This window comes from Paeniglutamicibacter selenitireducens (assembly GCF_051550675.1).
Taxonomy (GTDB): domain Bacteria; phylum Actinomycetota; class Actinomycetes; order Actinomycetales; family Micrococcaceae; genus Paeniglutamicibacter.
Map to the genome: position 1 here is coordinate 420,137 of NZ_JBPULF010000001.1, position 17,932 is coordinate 438,068.

Below are 17,932 nucleotides of genomic sequence, written 5' to 3' on the forward strand. Positions count from 1 at the left end.
AGCGCGGTTAACGAGGGGCCTTGAAATGGTTTATTCAGTTGTCGTTTTTGGCCGATCCTTCTTCGGAATCCGTTTTTGTTTCAGGATCCGCAGATTGTTTCATCTGCACCGAACCGTTTTTCCCTTCGGGATCAGTGGCGGATTCCTGAGTCAAACCGGCCGCCGGGGTCTCGGCGGGGTCCTTCGCCTCGGAAGCCGGTTCGCGACCCTCGAGGTAGACCCCGGGATCCGGCTGGGGGCGCAGCTTCACCAGCACGTAGATGAGCCCGACGGTGCCCAGGATGACCATCCCGATGGCCAGCCACATGTGCACACGCAACCCGATGCCGAGGATGACGATGGTGTCCGCGGCGTCGATGCGCATGGTTTCCATGATGATCCGTCCCGTGCCGTACCAGATCAGGTAGGACCAGAACATCGACCCGCGGCGCAGCTTGAACTTGCGGTCGAGGGCCAGCAGCAGCAGGACGCCCGCCACGTTCCACAGGGACTCGTAAAGGAAGGTCGGCTGGAACAGTGTTCCGGGCGGGAGCCCCGGGGGGAAGTTGTAGCTGTCCGCATCGATCTCCAGGCCCCAGGGAAGCGTTGTCGGTGCGCCGAAGAGCTCCTGGTTGAACCAGTTGCCCCAGCGGCCGAAGGCCTGGGCGAGCAGCACGCCGGGCGCCACTGCGTCCAGGAAGGCCGGGAGCCTGACGCCTGCCCGGCGGCAGGCGATCCATGCGCCGAGCGAGCCGAGGCTGATTGCGCCCATGATGCCGAGTCCGCCGGCCCAGATCTGCGGGATCTCGCTCCAGTGCTCGCTTTGGCCGTTGAGCCCGAAGTAGTAGTCCGGGTCCGTGATCAGCACGTGGTAGAGCCTGCCGCCGACGATGCCGAACGGGATGGCCCAGATGCAGATGTCCCAGATCACGTCCTCCGGGCCGCCCTTGGCGATCCAGCGCTTGTTGGTCATCCACATGGCCACGACGATGCCGACCAGGATGCACAGGGCGTAGGCGTGGATGGTCAGCGGGCCGAGGGAGAACTTGGAGAACTCCGGCGGCGGGCTGGGGATCGAGGCGAGGACGGCGGTGCCGACGCCCATCAGCGCGCTCATACGGCCACTGGCCTGCCGCTGAGTTCAGCGGTCAGCTTGGCGACGGCTTCCACTCCCCCGTCGCGCAACGCCGCGACAAGCGCGGTGCCGACGATGACGCCGTCGGAGTAGGCGCCGATCTCCTCGACGTGCTTGCGCTGCGAGACGCCCAGGCCGACGCAGGCGTTCTCGGCGCCTGCCGCGTGGGCCGCGGCGACCACCGAGGCGGCGGCATCGGAAACCTCGGCACGGGCACCGGTGACACCCATGACCGACACGCAGTAGACGAAGCCGCGGCTGGCCGCGACGGTGGCCTTCATGCGGGCCTCGGTGGAGGAGGGCGCCACCAGGAAGACACGGTCGAGGCCGTACTTCTCGGAGGCTTCCATCCATTCGGCGGCCTCGTCCGGGATCAGGTCCGGGGTGATCAGGCCCGCGCCGCCGGCCTCGGCCAGGCGGCGGGAGAATTCGTCCACGCCCATGCGCAGCACGGGGTTCCAGTAGGTCATGACCATCACCGTGGCCGAGCTGCGCTCGGTGATGCCCTTGACGATGTCGAAGACCTGGGCGACCTTGAAGCCCTGGGCCAGCGACTGGACGGTGGCGGCCTGGATGACCGAGCCGTCCATCACCGGGTCCGAGTACGGGATGCCGACCTCGATGATGTCGGCGCCGTTCTCCGCCATGGCCACGGCCGCGTCGATGGTGCCCTGCACGTCGGGGAAGCCCGCGGGCAGGTAGCAGATCAGGGCCGGGCGGCCCTCGGCGCGGGCCGCCGCGATGGCTGCCGCACTCTTGGAAACGTGGCTCACTTGGCGTCCTTGTCTTCGGTGTCGATGAGGTTGAACCATTCGGCGGCGGTTCCAACGTCCTTGTCGCCACGGCCCGAAAGGTTGGCGATGATGATGGTCTCCTCCGGCACGGCGCCGGCGGCGATCTTGCGCTCGGCGATCTTCAGCACGCCGGCCAGGGCGTGCGAGGACTCGATGGCCGGGATGATGCCCTCGGTGCGGCAGAGCAGCGAGAAGGCTTCCATGGCCTCGGTGTCGGTGATCGGCTCGTAGTGCACGCGCCCGATGTCCGCCAGGTAGGCGTGCTCCGGGCCGACGCCCGGGTAGTCCAGGCCCGCGGAGATCGAGTGCGACTCGATGGTCTGGCCGTCGTCGTCCTGCATCAGGTAGCTCTTGGCGCCGTGCAGCACGCCGGGCTTGCCCAGCGTGATGGTGGCCGCGTGGCGCGGGGTGTCCACGCCGTCGCCGCCGGCCTCGAAGCCGTAGAGCTCGACGTCGGCATCGTCAAGGAAGCCGTGGAAGATGCCGATGGCGTTGGAGCCGCCGCCGATGCAGGCCGCAACGGCGTCGGGCAGGCGGCCGGCCTGGGCGATGATCTGCTCACGGGCCTCCTCGCCGATGACCTCGTGGAAGTAGCGCACCATGGCCGGGAACGGGTGCCCGCCGGCGGCCGTGCCCAGCAGGTAGTGGGTGTTTTCCACGTTGGCGACCCAGTCGCGCAGCGCCTCGTTGATGGCGTCCTTCAGCGTCTGCGAGCCGGCGGTCACCGGGATGACGGTGGCGCCGAGCAGCTGCATGCGCGCCACATTCAGTGCCTGCCGGCGGGTATCCTCGGCGCCCATGTAGACCACGCATTCCAGGCCCATGAGTGCCGCGGCGGTGGCGGAGGCGACGCCGTGCTGGCCGGCCCCGGTCTCCGCGATGATGCGGGTCTTGCCCATGCGCTTGGCCAGCAGCGCCTGGCCCAGCACGTTGTTGATCTTGTGGCTGCCGGTGTGGTTCAGGTCCTCGCGCTTGAGGAAGACGCGCACGCCGCCGGCGGCCTCGGAGAAGCGCTTGGCCTCGGTGAGCATGGAGGGGCGGCCGGAGTAGTTCTTGTTCAGGTCCTTGACCTGCGCCACGAATTCCGGGTCGTTCTTGGCTGCCTCGAAGGTCTCGGCCAGTTCGTCCATGGCCGCGATCAGGGACTCGGGCATCCAGCGTCCGCCGTAGTCCCCGAAGTAGGGGCCGGGGGCGTGCCGCAGGGAATCCCCCGGCGCCGCAGCTGGCTTGCGCGAACCGTCTGCCGGTCCACCTGTCGTCGGGTTCATCTGGGGGCGTCCTTATCTGCCGGGGGAAACGTGGAGGATTTAGGCGCCGGGGCGTGCCGGCTTCGCGGCGGTTCCGGCGCTCATGAACTGCTTGATGGCCGCGCTCGGGTCGTTGTCCTTGACCAGCGCCTCGCCGACCAGGATGGCGTCGGCGCCGTGGCCGGCGTAGTCCCGCACCTCGGCGACCGAGCTGACGCCGGATTCGGCGATGATGACTGCCTCGGGCGGAATCAGCCCCGCGAGCTTCGCGAAGTTCGCTGGATCCACCTCCAGGGTCTTGAGGTTGCGCACGTTCACGCCGATGATCTTCGCCCCGAGCGCGACGGCGCGGGCGATTTCCTCCTCGGTGTGCGTTTCGACAAGCGCGTTCATGCCCAGCGCGTGGGTGAGGTCGAGGAACTCGCGCAGCTGGGCGTCGTCAAGGGCGGCGACGATCAGCAGGATGAGGTCGGCGCCGTGGGCGCGGGCCTCGTAGATCTGGTACGCGTCGACGGTGAAGTCCTTGCGCAGCAGCGGGATGTCGACGGCGGCGCGCACGGCGTCGAAGTCCGCCAGGGAGCCGCCGAAGCGGCGTTCCTCGGTGAGCACGGAGATGACCGAGGCGCCGCCCGCGACGTAGGCCGCGGCAAGCTCGGCGGGCTCGGGGATCTCGGCCAGCGCGCCCTTGGACGGGGACTTGCGCTTGACCTCGGAGACCACGCGCAGCACGGAGTCGCGCCCGGTGCCGTCGGCGGTGCCGCCGAGGGCCGCGAAGGCGTCGAGCGCCGGGGCCGCCGCGGCGGCCTCGGCCTCGATCCGTTCCTGGCTGCACATGGAACGGCGGGCGTCCAGATCGATCCGAACGCCCGCAATGATATCCGTCAGTACGCTCACGGCTAGTGCGAGGAACCCGACCGGGCGCCGCCCACGCCGAAACCGGCCTTCTTCATGACCCAGCCGGCGATCAGGCCGACGACAACGATGCCGAGGCCCGCGTAGACCATGGTGGAGTTGTGTCCGGCGAAGGAGACGCCGGCGACGATGACGCCGATCATCGAGATGCCCACAAGGGTCCATGCTGCGATGGAGTTGCCGTGTCCGATTTCCTCGGAGTGCATCGGGTCGATCTGGGTGTTGCTGTTAGCCATGGTGGGATACTCCTCGTCACCTCGTGCCGGTCGGGAGAATTCCCGACGATTAACTTCTGTCTATTCTGCCATTCTTTAACGCGGTGGCGTGCCATGTTGCGGGCCCGCGGGCGTTGCTCAGGTGGGATCGTCCCCGCGGGAGAGCGAGTCCCAGCCGTCGATCTCGTCGATCGGGCCCGAGCCCTCCCCCGAATCCCCCCGCGCGGCGGCGGCCGCGTTGTCGCGGGCGTACTTCCGGCTGCCGGCCCAGGTGTGCCCTGCTGCGGCCAGGACCAGCGCGTTGAGCACCAGCACCACGCCGGCCGTGATTGCCACCCAGGGCCAGAGCGAGAGGTTGTAGTCCCCGCCCGCCGTGTTCAGCCCGGTGGCCTCCCCCACCTTGGTGGCGGCGGCGGTGACGGGGTCGCCGAGCACCGAGAGTGCGGCGGCCACGATGCCGCCGCCGGCCAGCAGCAGGATGCCGGCGATGATGTAGCGGGCTACCCTGCCGGCGATCAGCGCGGCCAGCGAGCCGGCCAGAGCCACCACGGCCAGGGCCGCGACGGCCGCCGAGGCGTCGGAGCCGGCGACCTCGATCAGCGGGATCTTCACGGACCCGACCTCGGGCTGGACGGTGATCCAGATCCGCGTGCTGGTGGCCAGCGCCAGCACGCCGCCGAGCAGGCCCAGGGCCATCACGATGCGCTTGGTGCCCCAGCGCGGGGTCCGCGACGGGGCCTTGGCGGCCGGCGCCGTGCTGCCGTTGGTGCTTGTCATGATCCGTCGGCTTCCCGCTCAGCGGGCGCCATGGTGCCGGCGGCCCAGACGGCGCGCAACGGGGCGGCCGACTTGTTGATGGTTTCCAGGGCCTCGGCGTCGAGGTCCGAGTCGTTGACGATGCCGCCGCCGGCCTGCACGTAGGCGCGGCCGCCCTTGAGCAGGGCCGAGCGGATGGCGATGGCCATGTCCATGTCCCCGGTGAAGTCCAGGTAGCCGACGACGCCGCCGTAGATGCCGCGGCGGTAGGGCTCCAGCTCGTCCAGCAGGCGCAGCGCGCGCGGCTTCGGCGCGCCGGAGAGCGTGCCGGCCGGGAACGTCGCGGCCAGCACGTCGTAGCCGTCGGTGCCCGGGGTGAGCTTGCCGACGACGTTCGAGACCAGGTGCATGATGTGGCTGAAGCGCTCGACCTCCATGAACTGGGTGACCTCCACCGAGCCCGGCACGCAGACCTTGGAGAGGTCGTTGCGCGAGAGGTCCACGAGCATCAGGTGCTCCGCGCGTTCCTTCTCGTCGGCCAGCAGGTTCTTCTCGTGCTGCTGGTCGTCCTCGTAGGTGGCCCCGCGCGGGCGCGAGCCGGCGATCGGGTGCGTGACGACGTGGGAATCGTTGACCGTCACGAGCGCCTCCGGGGAGGATCCGACGATCGAGTAGGCCTTGCCGTGCGAGTCCTCGAGGCTGAAGAGGTACATGTACGGGCTGGGGTTGGTGGCGCGCAGGATCCGGTAGACATCCAGCGGGTCCGCCTCGGACTCGAGTTCGAAGCGGCGCGAGATGACCACCTGGAACACCTCGCCGTCGACAATGGCTTCCTTGCCGCGCAGCACCGCCTGGCGGTAGGAGTCCTCGTCCCAGGAGTGCGTGACCGCGTCCATCAGCTCGTCGGCCGGGACGTCGGTGCCCGAGAGCACGGAGACCGGGGTCTCCGCGGCCTCGCCGAGGGACGCGAGCATGGAGCGCACGCGGGCCACCGCGTGGTCGTAGGCGCCGTCGACGCCGTCGTGCGTGCCGTTGAAGTTGATGGCGTTGGCGATCAGGGTCAGTGTGCCGTCGGTGTTATCGTGCACGGCCATGTCGCCGACAAGGTTCATGGCCAGCTCGGGCAGGTGAAGGTCGTCGGCCGGCGGGTGGGGCAGCCTCTCCCAGTGGCGCACCGCCTCCCAGCCGATGAAGCCGACCATGCCGCTGGTCAGCGGCGGCAGGCCGTGCAGCGGTTCGGTGCGCAGCGCGCGCACGGTGTCGCGCAGCACCTCGACCGGATTGCCCTCGGTGGGCATGCCGGCGGGCGGGGTGCCCAGCCAGTGGGCCTTGCCCTCGCGGGTGGTCAGCGTTGCCGGCGAGTTGGTGCCGATGAACGAGTAGCGGCTCCAGACCCCGCCGGCCGCGGCGGATTCCATCAGGAAGGTTCCGGGGCGCCCGCCGGCGAGCCGGCGGTAGATGGAGATGGGGGTCAGCGAGTCGGCCAGCACCCGCATTGTCACGGGAACGACGCGTCGGTCGGCCGCGAGGGCGCGGAACTGCTCGCGGGTGGGTGAGAGCACACCGAGGGCTTGCATGAGTGGCTTGTGGTCCTTGCGTGGAAGGGTGGGGCGGGTCAGGAAACGCGGCGGCCGACGACGGCCGGGATCTCGCGCCCGTCGAAGCAGGTGTGGGTGCCGGTGTGGCAGGCCGCACCGATCTGGTCGACCACCACCAGGAGTGCATCGCCGTCGCAGTCCAGGGCGACCGAGCGCACGAGCTGGGAGTGCCCGGAGGTATCGCCCTTGCGCCAGTATTCCTTGCGCGAACGCGACCAGAAGGTCACCCTTCCGGTGGTGAGGGTGCGGCGGAGGGCTTCCTCGTCCATCCAGCCGAGCATCAGCACCTCGTGGGTGCCCTGCTGCTGGATGATTGCCGCGACAAGTCCGGACTCGTCCTTCTTGAGGGCGGCGGAGATCTCGGCGGACAGTTTGCCGTCGACGGAGACGGGCGTTGCGAAGGCTGGGTTCTGCGACATCACTCCCAGTCTAGTGCCACCGAAGCGCAATTGGCCGAACGCCGGACGCCCGCGTCCGCGCGGGCACCGGGTCCGCCCTAAACCCGCCGATCGCATGGCGCTTCATACGGCCCCAAGCGGCCCCGGACGTGTTAGTTTCGTAGTGATGCAATTCGTACCAGCCTCCCGTGAAGTACTGGCCGAAGTCCTGCTGGCAGCAGGGCCGACGGCCCCCACCCTGTGTGCCGGGTGGCAGACCCGCCACCTCGCGGCGCACCTGGTGCTGCGCGAGCACTCGATGCTTTCCGCCGGGCTGCTCCTCAAGCCGCTGACCCCCGTCATGGAACGCGAGCTGCAGGCGAAGGCCGACGAGGCCCTGTCCCCGGACGCCTACACCGAGCTGGTCCACCAATTCGTCGCCGGAGTGCCGAAGTACTCGCCGTTCTCGCTGACGGCATTCGACCGTTCTGCGAACCTGAGCGAGTTCTTCATCCACACCGAGGACGTCCGCCGCGCCACCGACCGCTGGGCTCCGCGCGTGCTCGACGAGAAGTACGCCGAATTACTCTGGAAGGACCTGGTCCGCCGCGCGTCCCTGTACTACCGGGGCAGCGAGGTCGGCATCATCCTGGTGCGTCCCGACGGGCGGCGCCACGTGGCGCGCAAGGCCAAGACGTCGGTGGCCATCCTGGGCCGCCCCGAGGAACTGCTGCTGCATGCCTCGGGACGGCGCGAGGAGGCGCTCGTGACGTTCGAGGGCGCCGACGAGGCCATCGACCTGTTCAACGCCCGCCGCTAGCTACACCTCGGCGAAGGCGCCAGCCGCGGCGCCCGACGGCGCCACCACGTGGATCACCACGAGTGCGTCGCTGGCCACGGGGTTCGAACCCACTGGCCCCGGCTCCACAGCCGCACCCAGCACGTGTGCCGCGCTCCAAGCGTTCCCGTCGCGAACCACAACCGCCGCCTCCCCGTTGACGGTGAGCTTGAGCCGGGAATCGGCCGGCGCCGCAACGGTTCCCGCGATGCGCAGCAGGCGGGCACCCTCATGCTGGGCCTCGGGGTCGAATTCCGCCGCCACCGTGATCCGGGGCGCATCCTGCGTGCCGGTCCTCGGGGCGCGCACCTCGGGGCAGCCCCGATCGCCGGGCAGCGGCGGCGCAAGCCGCGGGGAGACGCGCAGCGTGCCGGCGGCCTCGAAAGCGTAGCCGCAGGCCAGCAGGTCGTTGTCCGCATAGGCGGGGCCGGCGATGGTCAGTCCCACCGGCATGCCGATGTCCTCCATGATGCCCATGGCCACGGTGATGCTCGGGATGCCGAAGTGGCGCAGCGCGTAGTTCCCGTTGGAGAAGAACACCCCGTTGTCCCAGGCGCGGTCCGCGGATTCCTTGCTGATGTCGGCGTCCTGCGCCGCGACGTCGGCGTTGGCCGGGAACACCATGGCATCCAGGCCGCGCTCGGCCAGCCAGTCCTCGAAAAGCTCCTTGCGCAGGGTTTCCAGCGAACGCAGGCCCTCGGCGAAGCCCGGAAGGGTGTGCACCGGGGGAAGGCCGGCCGCGGCCATGGCCACCACGTCGCGGTAGCGGTTCTCGTAGTCCTCCACCTCGTCGTAGCGGTCGGGCTGGGATCCGGCGGGGGCCGGGAAGATCAGGGTGTGGTCGACGTCCGCCAGGCGGTTGAGCGCCGGGTCGTTGTTGGCGCGCAGGAAGGTGTCCCAGCCGTGGGTGAGGATCTGGTTGAACTCCGTCTCCATCCACCCCTCGGGCAGGACGCCGAGCTCCGCGAGCTGCTCCCCACCCGGGGTGTTGCCCTCGTACTTCTCGATCAGCGGCAGGTCGACCTCGACGACCGTGGCGCCCAGGGCCTCGAGCCGGGCACGCGCAGCCTCCCAGAGATCCAGGATGGAGGGACGGACCTCGATCGGGAAGTCCGGGTCCTTGCCGAGGTACATGCGCGGCACTCCGAGCTGCTTGCCCCGCAGGGCTTCCGGGTCGGCCAGGTCCGCGTAGTTTGCAGGGCGCACCTCGGCGACGGAAGGCAGCGCGACGGTGTCCTGGGCCCGCCAGAAGTCGCCGGTGGTGTTCGCGTCCTCGGCGACGATGACGTCCAGCAGCCGGAACATGTCGTCCATGCTGCGGGTGTGCGGGACCACGACGTCGCGCATGGGGAAGAGCGGCCAGTTGCCGCGGATGGAGATGACCCCGCGCGAGGGGGTGTAGGCGCACAGGCCGTTGTTCGAGGCCGGGCTGCGGCCCGAGGAGACGGTCTCCTCCCCCATGCCGAACACACCCATGCTGGCGGCCGTGGCAACGGCCGAGCCGTTGGAGGAGCCCGAGGCGTAGGCGGCGGCCAGGTAATTGGTGTTGTACGGGCTTTCCGCACGGCCGTAGACCCCGCGCTGCATGCCGCCGTCGGCCATCGGCGGCATGTTGGTCTTGCCCAGCAGCACACCCCCGGCCTCGCGGATCCGCGCCACGGTGAATGCGTCGTGCTGGGCGACGAGGTCCTTGAAGGCCGGCGACCCGGAGGCCACGGTCAGTCCGGCGACCATGTAGCTGTCCTTGACGGTGTACGGGACGCCTTCCAAGGAGCCGGCCCGGCCTTCGCGGCGGCGTTCGTCGGAGGCAGCGGCCTCGGCAAAGGCCTCGGGATTCAGCACCGGGATGGCGTTGAGCCTCACCGAGGACCTGTCGAAGCGGCCCACGCGGGCCAGGTGGGCGGCAACCAGCTCGACGGCGGTGACGGCACCGGCCTCGAGCGCTTGCACGACGTCGTCGATGGAAGCTTCATGGATGCTGAACGGCTGGTCCATTGGCGGTTTCCCCTCACGGATATCGTCCCCTCGCCGAGGGATCCCGGGCAGGTGGCACACGGGAAGCGTCGATGACGGGGAGCTGGTAGAAATTGACTGGATGTTCAGTTAAGGATAGCGTGTGATCCACGGTACACGGAAGTGCACACTGTCGCCAAACGGGGAATCGATGGTGCTTCCGGCAAGTGAAAGGCACGGTTCCGGGCATGGCCAACGACACCCGACAGCGGATCCTCGAGGCATGCAGCACCTGCATCGCCCGCGACGGGGTGCGCGGCATGCGCGTGCAGGATGTCTGCAAGCAGGCCGGCATCTCCACGGGACTCGTCTACTACCACTTCACCGACCGCGACGGCCTGCTTGCCGCAACGCTTGAATACGTCAACGCGGACTCTGTCGCGCAGCGCGGTGAACCTGCGGCCGGGACCAGCTCCCCCTACGAACAGCTACGCGAGCTGGTCCTGGGCGAGGTCCGGGATGAAGGGTCGGTTCGCGCCAAGTCGATCGTCTGGAACGAGATCCGGGCGATAGCCGTCTTCGAACCTCCGTTGGCCGGGCACCTGGCGGCCTCGACCACCGCCTGGCAGTCGCACGTCGCCGAGCTGGTTGCCGGGCACACCGGAGCGGACATCGATGCGTGCCAGGAAACGGCCCTGCTGCTGACATCCCTTGTCGAAGGCATCTCCAGCCGCTGGCTATCCCGCCAGATGGACACCGCCGCGGCGCGCGCGGCCCTGGAGCGCGGGCTGTCAACGCTCCTTCCGGCGGCCTAGGGAACCAGCAACCGGTAGTGGTAGCGCGAGACCGTTTCGAAGCCCATCGATTCATAAAGCCTGCAGGCAATGTCGTTCGACTCGAGAACCTGCAGCCAGGCCCCGTCGAGATTCCTGCGTGAGGCTTCGGCGAGCAACCCGCTGACAACGGCACGGCCATGCCCGCGGGAGCGTGCATCCGCCCGGGTGGCAACGGCGTAGATCCCGCCCAGGTTCCCGACCAGCGCAAGGCGGGCAACGGCCTCGACCCGGCCGCCGTGGACCAGGGAAGCGTAGACCGACGGGGTTTCGGCCAGGATCCGGCGGCTCAGTTCCCGCGCTGCGGGCTCACGCGGACCTTCGACGTCCCACAGGGTTTCGAGCCAGGCCTCGCTCGGTGCATCGGAAAATTCGATGCGGGGATCCATGTCCCCGTGGCAGCCCTGCGAGTCGCCGGCAAGGGCACGGTACTGGACGAGCGTCGGCGACTCCTGCCGGTATCCGCGATCGGCAAGTCGCCGGTCCAGGTCCACGGGCAGCGAATCTGGGCTGACCTGGAAAACCACCGGCAAGCCATGGTCCGCGTAGCGGCCCTCGGCAGCGGCGAGGGCCGCAGCGAAGTCGGAGGGCTCCCCCAGCGGCAACACCGAGTTGGCGCGCTTGGTGACTCCCCCGGAGAAACGGCAGACCCAGCCGTCAACGACTTCTTCAGCCAGGGCCGGCCAGCCCCTGGACATGGTTTCATCCAGGGACGCGGGCCTAGCGGACCGGGAATCCCGCTTCACGGATGGCGTCCTTGACCCGCTTGATCATGTCGTCCGGGCCGAAGTGGAAGATGGAGGCGGCCAGCACCGCATCGGCACCCGCCGCAATGGCCGGCGGGAAGTGCTCCGGCCCCCCGGCACCGCCGGAGGCGATCAGCGGGACCGTCACTTCCGCGCGGACGGCGCGGATCATTTCCAGGTCGAAGCCGTCCTTGGTGCCGTCGGCGTCGATGGAGTTCAGCAGGATCTCGCCCACTCCGCGTTCGGCAGCCTCCTTGGCCCACGCCACGGCGCAGCGTCCGGTGCCGGTGCGCCCGCCGTGCGTGGTGACCTCGAACCCCGAGGCAACCGCGGGGTTGTCGGTGCGACGGGCATCGAGCGAGAGCACCAGCACCTGGGATCCGAAGCGCTGGGTGATCTCGTTGATGACCTCGGGGCGGTCGACGGCCGCGGTGTTGATCGAGGCCTTGTCGGCTCCGGCACGCAGCAGGCGGTCGACGTCCTCGACGGCACGCACGCCGCCGCCGACGGTGAGCGGGATGAAGATCTCCTCGGCCGTCTTGGCGACGACGTCGTAGGTGGTTTCGCGGTTGCCGGAGGACGCCGTCACGTCAAGGAACGTGATTTCGTCGGCACCGGCGGCGTTGTAGCGCTTGGCCAGCTCGACGGGGTCGCCGGCGTCGCGCAGCCCCTCGAAGTTCACTCCCTTGACGACTCTGCCGTTATCCACGTCGAGGCAGGGGATCACGCGGATCGCAACGCTCATGAAGGGTCAACTCCTAGGAAGGTGAGGAAAGTGGTGTTCTTCGAGGGGTGGCGCACACGCCGGAACTAGATCCGGCAGGCGTGGATCTGGCTGACAAGGATCGCGCGGGCGCCCAGGTCGTAGAGCTCGTCCATGATGTTGTTGGTCTGGTTCTTCTTGACCATGGCACGCACGGCGACCCAGTCCGAGTCCTGCAACGGGGAAACCGTCGGGGATTCGAGCCCCGGGGTCAGCCGGCAGGCCTCGTCCGCCTGGTCGCGGCGCACGTCGTAGTCCAGCATGACGTAGCGGCGGGCCACCAGCACGCCGGTCAGGCGGCGCTTGAGGACTTCCAGCCCGGCGGGCGCACGGCCGGTGCGGCCGATCAGGACGGCCTCGGACTTCAGGATGGGGTCGCCGAAGATCTCCATGCCCGCCGCCTTGAGGGTGTTCCCGGTTTCCACGACGTCGGCAATCGCGTCAGCGACGCCCAGTCGCACCGAGGATTCCACGGCGCCGTCGAGGCGGACCACCGAGGCGTCGATGCCGCTCTCGGCCAGGTAGCTGCGCAGCAAGGTGTCGTAGCTCGTGGCAATGCGCTTGCCCGAAAGCTCGTCCTGCGAGGCGAAGGTGCCCTTGGGTCCGGCGAAGCGGAAGGTGGAGGCACCGATGCCCAGGGGCAGGACCTCGTCGACGTGGTCGTTGACGTCGGCGTCGAGGTACAGGTCGCGACCGGTGATTCCGACGTCAAGGATTCCGCCGCCGACGTAGACGGCAATGTCGCGGGGACGGAGGTAGAAGAACTCGACCTCGTTCTCCGGGTCGACCATGACAAGTTCGCGGTTGTCGCGGCGCTGGACGTAGCCGGCCTCCAGCAACATTGTCGAAGCGATTTCTGAAAGGGCTCCCTTATTGGGAAGTGCTACACGCAACATGAGGTGTTTCTCGATTCTGACTTTGGGTTTTTACGGCATCAGGACAACAAATTTGGGCTTGTTGGCCACCGCGGCTCGGGGGGTCTTACGCAGATCTGCCCCGAAAGCGGCGGCTAGAGATGCTTGTAAACGTCCTGCAAGGTCAGACCCTTGGCCAGCATCATCACCTGGAGGTGGTAGAGCAGCTGGGAGATTTCTTCGGCGGCGGCCTCGTTGCTTTCGTATTCGGCAGCCATCCACACTTCGGCGGCTTCCTCAACGACCTTCTTCCCGATGCCATGGACGCCCGAGTCCAGTTCGGCGATGGTACGCGAACCTTCGGGGCGGGCCTTGGCTTTCTCGGAAAGCTCGGCGAAGAGGGTGTCAAAAGTTTTCACCTCACCAGCGTAGCCCGGTGGGCCCGACCCGCTCACAACCACTGCCCCAATGTGACGAAGGACTCGCGCCGTGGTGCGAACATGACGCGGGGATGACTTTCGGGTCGCATGGCACGGCCATCGGGAACAAGGAAAGGCCCGCCGCCTTTCTTCCCGAACACCGGTCAGGGGAGAAAAGCGGCGGGCCTTTCGGAGCGGCCGCTAGCGGCGCAGCAGCGCCACGGCGGTCTGCAGGCCAGCGCTCATGGCCTCGTAGCCCTTGTCCTCGACCGAGCCCTCGAGACCCGCACGGGCAATCGCCTGTTCTTCGGTGTCACAGGTCAGCACGCCGAACCCGACGGGGACACCGGTGCGCACCGATACGTCGGTGAGTCCCAGCGTGGCGCCCTGGCACACGTAGTCGAAATGCGGGGTCCCGCCGCGGATGACGACACCCAGCGCAATCACCGTGTCGTAGTCCGAAGCAAGCCGGGCAGCCGCCACGGGAAGCTCGAACGTGCCGGGGACACGCACGAGGTCCGGCACCTGGATGCCCGCATCGGAGGCCGCACGCTGGGCACCGTCGATGAGCCCGTCCATGATCTGGGTGTGCCAGCTGGCTGCGACGATGACCGCGCGGATGCCCGCCTTGCCTGCCGCGACAAGCTCGTCGGCTCCGATGGCTGGTGCTCCGTGTCCGCTCATGATTCGACTCCTGGGTTGGTGATGGGTGTGGTGGGAAGCTGCAGCGAATGGTTCAGCAGCTCCTGCTTGGTACGTAGGTATTCGAGGTTCTCCGGCCGGGCCGCCACGCGCGTGGGAACCCGCTCGATCACCTCGATGCCCGTCTCCGCCAACCACTGCTCCTTGAGCGGGTTGTTGGTGACGAGGCGGATGCGGCGGATTTCCAGCGCATCGAGGATGGCCGCGGCTGCATCGTAGTTGCGTGCGTCGACAGGAAGCCCCAGCTGCTCGTTGGCCGCAACCGTGTTCGCTCCCCCGTCCTGCAGGGCGTAGGCGCGGATCTTGTTGGCCAGCCCGATCCCGCGGCCCTCGTGGCCGCGCAGGTAGATGAGCACCCCGCCGAACTCGTTGATGGCCTGCAGCCCGGCTTCGAGTTGCTCGCCGCAGTCGCAGCGGTAGGAGCCGAAGACATCGCCCGTGAGGCATTCGGAGTGCACGCGCACCAGCGGCTCGGCGGGCATGGTGCCGTCCGGTCCCGGGGCGCTGAGGGTCAGGTGCTCGACGCCGGTGGCGCGCTCGAGCCAGGCCCGCACCGCGAACTCCCCGTGCGGCGTGGGAACCTTGACCTCTGGGCCCGACTGCACGGCCGCGGCCCTGGTGCCGATCACGGGCTCGGCATCGGCGCTGGCGCGCCACGCGGCCAGGTCTTCGATGCTCACCAGCGGGATGTTCCACAGGTCCGCGAACTCGCGCAGCGCGGGAAGGCGCATCATGGATCCGTCGTCGTGGACCAGTTCGGCGATGACGCCTACCGGTTCCAGTCCGGCGGCCACGCACAGGTCGACGCTGGCCTCGGTGTGGCCTCGGCGTACCAGGACGCCGCCGTCCACCGCGCGCAACGGGAAGCTGTGGCCCGGACGGGTGATGAGGTCGGGCCCGGAGGCCGGGTCGGCCAGGATGCGGGAGGTCAGGGCGCGGTCGGCGGCGCTGATGCCGGTGCTGACGCCGTGGGCGGCGTCGCAGGAAACCGTGTACGCGGTGCCCTTGGCGTCCTGGTTGTCCTCCACCATGGGCGGCAGGCCCAGGGCGTCGGCCCGCTCCCCGGTCATCGGCGTGCAGACGACCCCTGAGGAATGCCGGATGGTCCAGCCCATGAGCTCGGGTGTTGCGAACTCCGCGGCGAAGATGATGTCGCCCTCGTTCTCCCGGTCGGCGTCGTCGACGACCACCACTGCCTTGCCGGCGGCCATGGCGCTGATGGCCGAGGAGATGGAATCCAGGCGGATGGCGTCCTCGCTCATCGGGATCCCCCTTCCACGACGAAGGAGGCCAGGCGCTCGGCGTACTTGGCCATGACGTCCACCTCCAGGTTGACGTTGTCCCCCGGGTGGCGCCGGCCCAGGGTGGTTTCGCGCAGCGTGGTGGGGATGATGCCTACCTCGAACCACTGGTCCGCCTCGCTGGCGTCGGCGACCTCGGTGACGGTCAGCGAGATGCCGTCGATGGCGATCGAGCCCTTCTTGGCCACGTACCGGGCCAGCTGGTAGGGCACGGAGAAGCGGAACCTGTCCCAGGCGCCCAGGGACTCGTGCTCCAGGAGAGTTCCCACTCCGTCGACGTGCCCCTGCACCACGTGCCCGTCGAGCCGGCCGCCGGCCTGCACGCAGCGCTCGAGGTTGATGGTCTCGCCGGGCTGCAACCCGCCGATGGTGGTGTGCCGCAGGGTTTCGCCCATGACATCGAGCGAGAGCGAGTCGCCGGCGATGCTTGTGGCGGTGAGGCAGACGCCGTTGATGGCGATCGATCCGCCCAGGCCCAGGTTCTCGGTCTGGTTCGGTGCGCTGATCCGCAGCACCACGGAGTCGGTTGCCGGGTCGGCGTCCACCGCTTCGACGCGGCCCATGCCGCTGATGATTCCTGTAAACATGTGTTGTCCTTACGCTGCGGCGCTGCCGGAGGGCAGCCTGGCCGGAACGGGTTCTAGGTGGGTGAGGGTGTCGGCACCGAGGATCCGGAGCGGTTCGCCGTCGATGGGATCCAGGCGGAAGGCTCGGGCGTCGCCCAGCGTTCGGACCCCGAGGTCACCGATGCCGTGGCGTCCGGCGCCCAGGAAGAGGGGCGCCTGGTAGAGGTGGATCTCGTCGACGAGGTCCGCGGCGAGGAACGCCGTGGCGATCGACGAACCGCCCTCGATGAGCACGTGGGAGGTCCCGTCACGGTGCAGCCGGGCGAGCACCTGCCGCGGGTCGTGCGTACGGATCTGTTCCCAGTTTCCGTCGGCGGCGATCGCAGCCCCCTCCGGGATCCCGCGCTTGCCCATCACGATGCGGCGGGGCTGGCGCTCAAAGGGGTTGCCCTCCTCGTCGCGGGCGTTGAGCCGCGGGTCGTCGGCCTCGACGGTCCCGGTGCCCACCACGATGGCGTCGACGCGTTCGCGGATGCGGTGCGCGTGCCGGAGGGATTCCGGGGAGGTGATCCACTGGCTTGTCCCGTCGGCCGCGGCGATCCGGCCGTCGAGCGTCTGGGCCAGGTGCAGGGTGGTGAAGGGCCGGGCCTCGGCGCGGGCCTGGAACCAGCGGTGGTTCAGCTCGAGCGCCTCGGCTTCAAACAGGCCCTGTTCGACGTTGACCCCGGCGGCGCGCAGCCGCTCGGCCCCGCCCGCCGCCGCCGAACCTTCGTCCTTAGCCGCATGGACGACGTTGCCGATGCCGGCATCGATGATCGCCTGCGCGCAGGGGCCGGTGCGTCCGGTGTGGTTGCAGGGTTCGAGGGTCACCAGCATGGTGGCCTCGCGGGCGGCCTTCGCCGGGAGGGGTCCGAGCCGGGCGAGGGCGTCGGCCTCGGCGTGGGCCGTTCCCGCACCGCGGTGGTAGCCGGTGGCCAGGATGTTCCCGGAGGCGTCCACGACGACCGCGCCGACCAGCGGGTTGGCCCCGCGCACCCCGCGCTTGGCCAGCTCCAGGGCGACCCGCATGCCGGCGGTCCGGCGGTCGGCGGGCATCAGTTGCCCGCCTTCACCGTGGGATCGGGCATGGAGGTTTCAATGGTCGGCTTCGAGCCGTTCTGGGCACGCCACCAAATGAAGAACCCGACGAGGGTGAAGCACCCGTAGAAGAGGTACATGAACGCGCTGGCGTAGTATCCGGCGCTGAACAGCAGCGGGACGCCGACCACATCGACAAGCACCCAGATGAGCCAGAACTCGACAAGGCCCTTGGCCATGCCGTAGGTGGCCAGCAGCGACCCGACGAAGGTCCAGGCATCGGCCCACACCGGCTCGTAGGAGCCCAGGGCCCCGAAGACCGGCGTGAGGGCTACGGTGCCGATGACCAGCACCAGGGCCAGGGAGATGCGCTCCTTGCCGCTGGCCCAGCGCGGGGTGACGGCGCTGCCGCCGGCGTCGCGGCTGGACTTCCAGCGGTACCAGCCGTAGATCGACACGGCAATGAACATGACCTGTCGTCCGGCCTGTCCCAGCAGGTTTGCCGTCGAGTCGTTGCCGAAGAGGCTACCGAGGAACACTGTCAGCAGCAGGGCGTTGCCGATGATGCCGACCGGCCAGGCCCAGACCTTGCGGCGGATGCCGCCCAGGGCCGAGGCCAGGCCAAAGATGTTGCCGACGACCTCGCGCACCAGCAGTGCGCTGCCACCGATCGTGATGTAAGAGTTGAAAGCTTCAATGAGCCACCGCAGAAAATCCATCGTCCTCCTGTCAAGCCGCGGCGGCTCCGGGGGTTTCGATACGACGGTTCACTGCCATCCTGCACAAGGGTTCCCGAACGCGGCATGCCGGGAGCCTGGGGCTCCCGCCGTCGATTCTTGGCACCGCCCGTGAGGGTTTAGGTGTTGC

General features: G+C 68.8%; 20 protein-coding genes. 2 read left to right on the forward strand and 18 right to left on the reverse strand.

Features of this window, described 5'->3' with window-relative positions; all coding sequences use genetic code 11:
- Window positions 1-34 precede the first annotated feature (34 nt).
- The 8 genes from lgt to hisI all read right to left on the reverse strand — a co-directional run bounded on the left by lgt (window position 35) and on the right by hisI (window position 7,055).
- A complete protein-coding gene (gene lgt, locus ACSYDW_RS01900) occupies window positions 35-1,096 on the reverse strand; it encodes a prolipoprotein diacylglyceryl transferase (protein WP_438337006.1) in 1,062 nt (353 codons plus the stop codon).
- Entirely contained in the window at window positions 1,093-1,887 is a 795-nt protein-coding gene (trpA, locus tag ACSYDW_RS01905; RefSeq protein ID WP_438337007.1) for a tryptophan synthase subunit alpha, read from the reverse strand. The genes lgt and trpA overlap by 4 nt, the downstream gene beginning before the upstream one ends.
- Window positions 1,884-3,176 carry a tryptophan synthase subunit beta gene (trpB, locus tag ACSYDW_RS01910; protein WP_438337008.1) on the reverse strand — a complete coding sequence of 431 codons (1,293 nt, stop codon included), beginning with the start codon at window positions 3,174-3,176 and terminating at the stop codon, window positions 1,884-1,886. Before trpB ends, trpA begins: the two co-directional genes overlap by 4 nt.
- Before the next feature lie 39 nt (window positions 3,177-3,215).
- Entirely contained in the window at window positions 3,216-4,049 is an 834-nt protein-coding gene (gene trpC / locus ACSYDW_RS01915; protein ID WP_438337009.1) for an indole-3-glycerol phosphate synthase TrpC, read from the reverse strand.
- 2 nt (window positions 4,050-4,051) lie between these two features.
- Window positions 4,052-4,303, reverse strand: coding sequence for an HGxxPAAW family protein (locus tag ACSYDW_RS01920; protein ID WP_438337010.1), 252 nt, complete (start codon window positions 4,301-4,303; stop codon window positions 4,052-4,054).
- A 117-nt stretch (window positions 4,304-4,420) separates the two neighbouring features.
- A complete protein-coding gene (locus ACSYDW_RS01925; RefSeq protein WP_438337011.1) occupies window positions 4,421-5,059 on the reverse strand; it encodes a Trp biosynthesis-associated membrane protein in 639 nt (212 codons plus the stop codon).
- Window positions 5,056-6,615, reverse strand: coding sequence for an anthranilate synthase component I (locus tag ACSYDW_RS01930; RefSeq protein WP_438337012.1), 1,560 nt, complete (start codon window positions 6,613-6,615; stop codon window positions 5,056-5,058). Before ACSYDW_RS01930 ends, ACSYDW_RS01925 begins: the two co-directional genes overlap by 4 nt.
- A 38-nt stretch (window positions 6,616-6,653) precedes the next feature.
- Window positions 6,654-7,055 (reverse strand): phosphoribosyl-AMP cyclohydrolase, encoded by a 402-nt coding sequence (gene hisI / locus ACSYDW_RS01935; protein ID WP_438337013.1) that lies wholly within the window; start codon window positions 7,053-7,055, stop codon window positions 6,654-6,656.
- Between the two features lie 145 nt (window positions 7,056-7,200).
- On the opposite strand from hisI, the gene ACSYDW_RS01940 reads away from it, so the two are divergent.
- Window positions 7,201-7,833: a TIGR03085 family metal-binding protein gene (locus tag ACSYDW_RS01940; protein WP_438337014.1), complete on the forward strand. Its 633-nt coding sequence runs from the start codon at window positions 7,201-7,203 to the stop codon at window positions 7,831-7,833.
- On the opposite strand, the gene ACSYDW_RS01945 is transcribed toward ACSYDW_RS01940, so the two are convergent.
- Entirely contained in the window at window positions 7,834-9,846 is a 2,013-nt protein-coding gene (locus tag ACSYDW_RS01945; RefSeq protein WP_438337015.1) for an amidase, read from the reverse strand.
- A 206-nt stretch (window positions 9,847-10,052) separates the two neighbouring features.
- On the opposite strand from ACSYDW_RS01945, the gene ACSYDW_RS01950 reads away from it, so the two are divergent.
- Window positions 10,053-10,619, forward strand: a complete 567-nt coding sequence (locus ACSYDW_RS01950; protein ID WP_438337016.1) for a TetR/AcrR family transcriptional regulator — start codon at window positions 10,053-10,055, stop codon at window positions 10,617-10,619.
- Here ACSYDW_RS01950 and ACSYDW_RS01955 read toward each other — a convergent pair.
- The 9 genes from ACSYDW_RS01955 to pnuC all read right to left on the reverse strand — a co-directional run bounded on the left by ACSYDW_RS01955 (window position 10,616) and on the right by pnuC (window position 17,784).
- Window positions 10,616-11,335, reverse strand: a complete 720-nt coding sequence (locus ACSYDW_RS01955; protein ID WP_438337017.1) for a GNAT family N-acetyltransferase — start codon at window positions 11,333-11,335, stop codon at window positions 10,616-10,618. The two genes, ACSYDW_RS01950 and ACSYDW_RS01955, sit on opposite strands and share 4 nt — an antisense overlap.
- A 22-nt stretch (window positions 11,336-11,357) precedes the next feature.
- Window positions 11,358-12,128: an imidazole glycerol phosphate synthase subunit HisF gene (hisF, locus tag ACSYDW_RS01960; RefSeq protein WP_438337018.1), complete on the reverse strand. Its 771-nt coding sequence runs from the start codon at window positions 12,126-12,128 to the stop codon at window positions 11,358-11,360.
- A 65-nt stretch (window positions 12,129-12,193) separates the two neighbouring features.
- Window positions 12,194-13,042 carry an ATP phosphoribosyltransferase gene (gene hisG, locus ACSYDW_RS01965; protein ID WP_438337019.1) on the reverse strand — a complete coding sequence of 283 codons (849 nt, stop codon included), beginning with the start codon at window positions 13,040-13,042 and terminating at the stop codon, window positions 12,194-12,196.
- A gap of 113 nt (window positions 13,043-13,155) precedes the next feature.
- Complete coding sequence (locus tag ACSYDW_RS01970) at window positions 13,156-13,419, reverse strand: phosphoribosyl-ATP diphosphatase (protein WP_209997433.1); 264 nt, start codon at window positions 13,417-13,419, stop codon at window positions 13,156-13,158.
- A 201-nt stretch (window positions 13,420-13,620) separates the two neighbouring features.
- Entirely contained in the window at window positions 13,621-14,103 is a 483-nt protein-coding gene (ribH, locus tag ACSYDW_RS01975; RefSeq protein WP_438337020.1) for a 6,7-dimethyl-8-ribityllumazine synthase, read from the reverse strand.
- Window positions 14,100-15,383, reverse strand: coding sequence for a 3,4-dihydroxy-2-butanone-4-phosphate synthase (gene ribB, locus ACSYDW_RS01980; protein ID WP_438337021.1), 1,284 nt, complete (start codon window positions 15,381-15,383; stop codon window positions 14,100-14,102). Before ribB ends, ribH begins: the two co-directional genes overlap by 4 nt.
- Entirely contained in the window at window positions 15,380-16,009 is a 630-nt protein-coding gene (locus ACSYDW_RS01985; RefSeq protein WP_438337022.1) for a riboflavin synthase, read from the reverse strand. The genes ribB and ACSYDW_RS01985 overlap by 4 nt, the downstream gene beginning before the upstream one ends.
- 9 nt (window positions 16,010-16,018) lie before the next feature.
- Complete coding sequence (gene ribD / locus ACSYDW_RS01990; protein ID WP_438337023.1) at window positions 16,019-17,083, reverse strand: bifunctional diaminohydroxyphosphoribosylaminopyrimidine deaminase/5-amino-6-(5-phosphoribosylamino)uracil reductase RibD; 1,065 nt, start codon at window positions 17,081-17,083, stop codon at window positions 16,019-16,021.
- Window positions 17,083-17,784, reverse strand: a complete 702-nt coding sequence (pnuC, locus tag ACSYDW_RS01995) for a nicotinamide riboside transporter PnuC (RefSeq protein WP_438337024.1) — start codon at window positions 17,782-17,784, stop codon at window positions 17,083-17,085. The genes ribD and pnuC overlap by 1 nt, the downstream gene beginning before the upstream one ends.
- Between the last annotated feature and the right edge of the window lie 148 nt (window positions 17,785-17,932).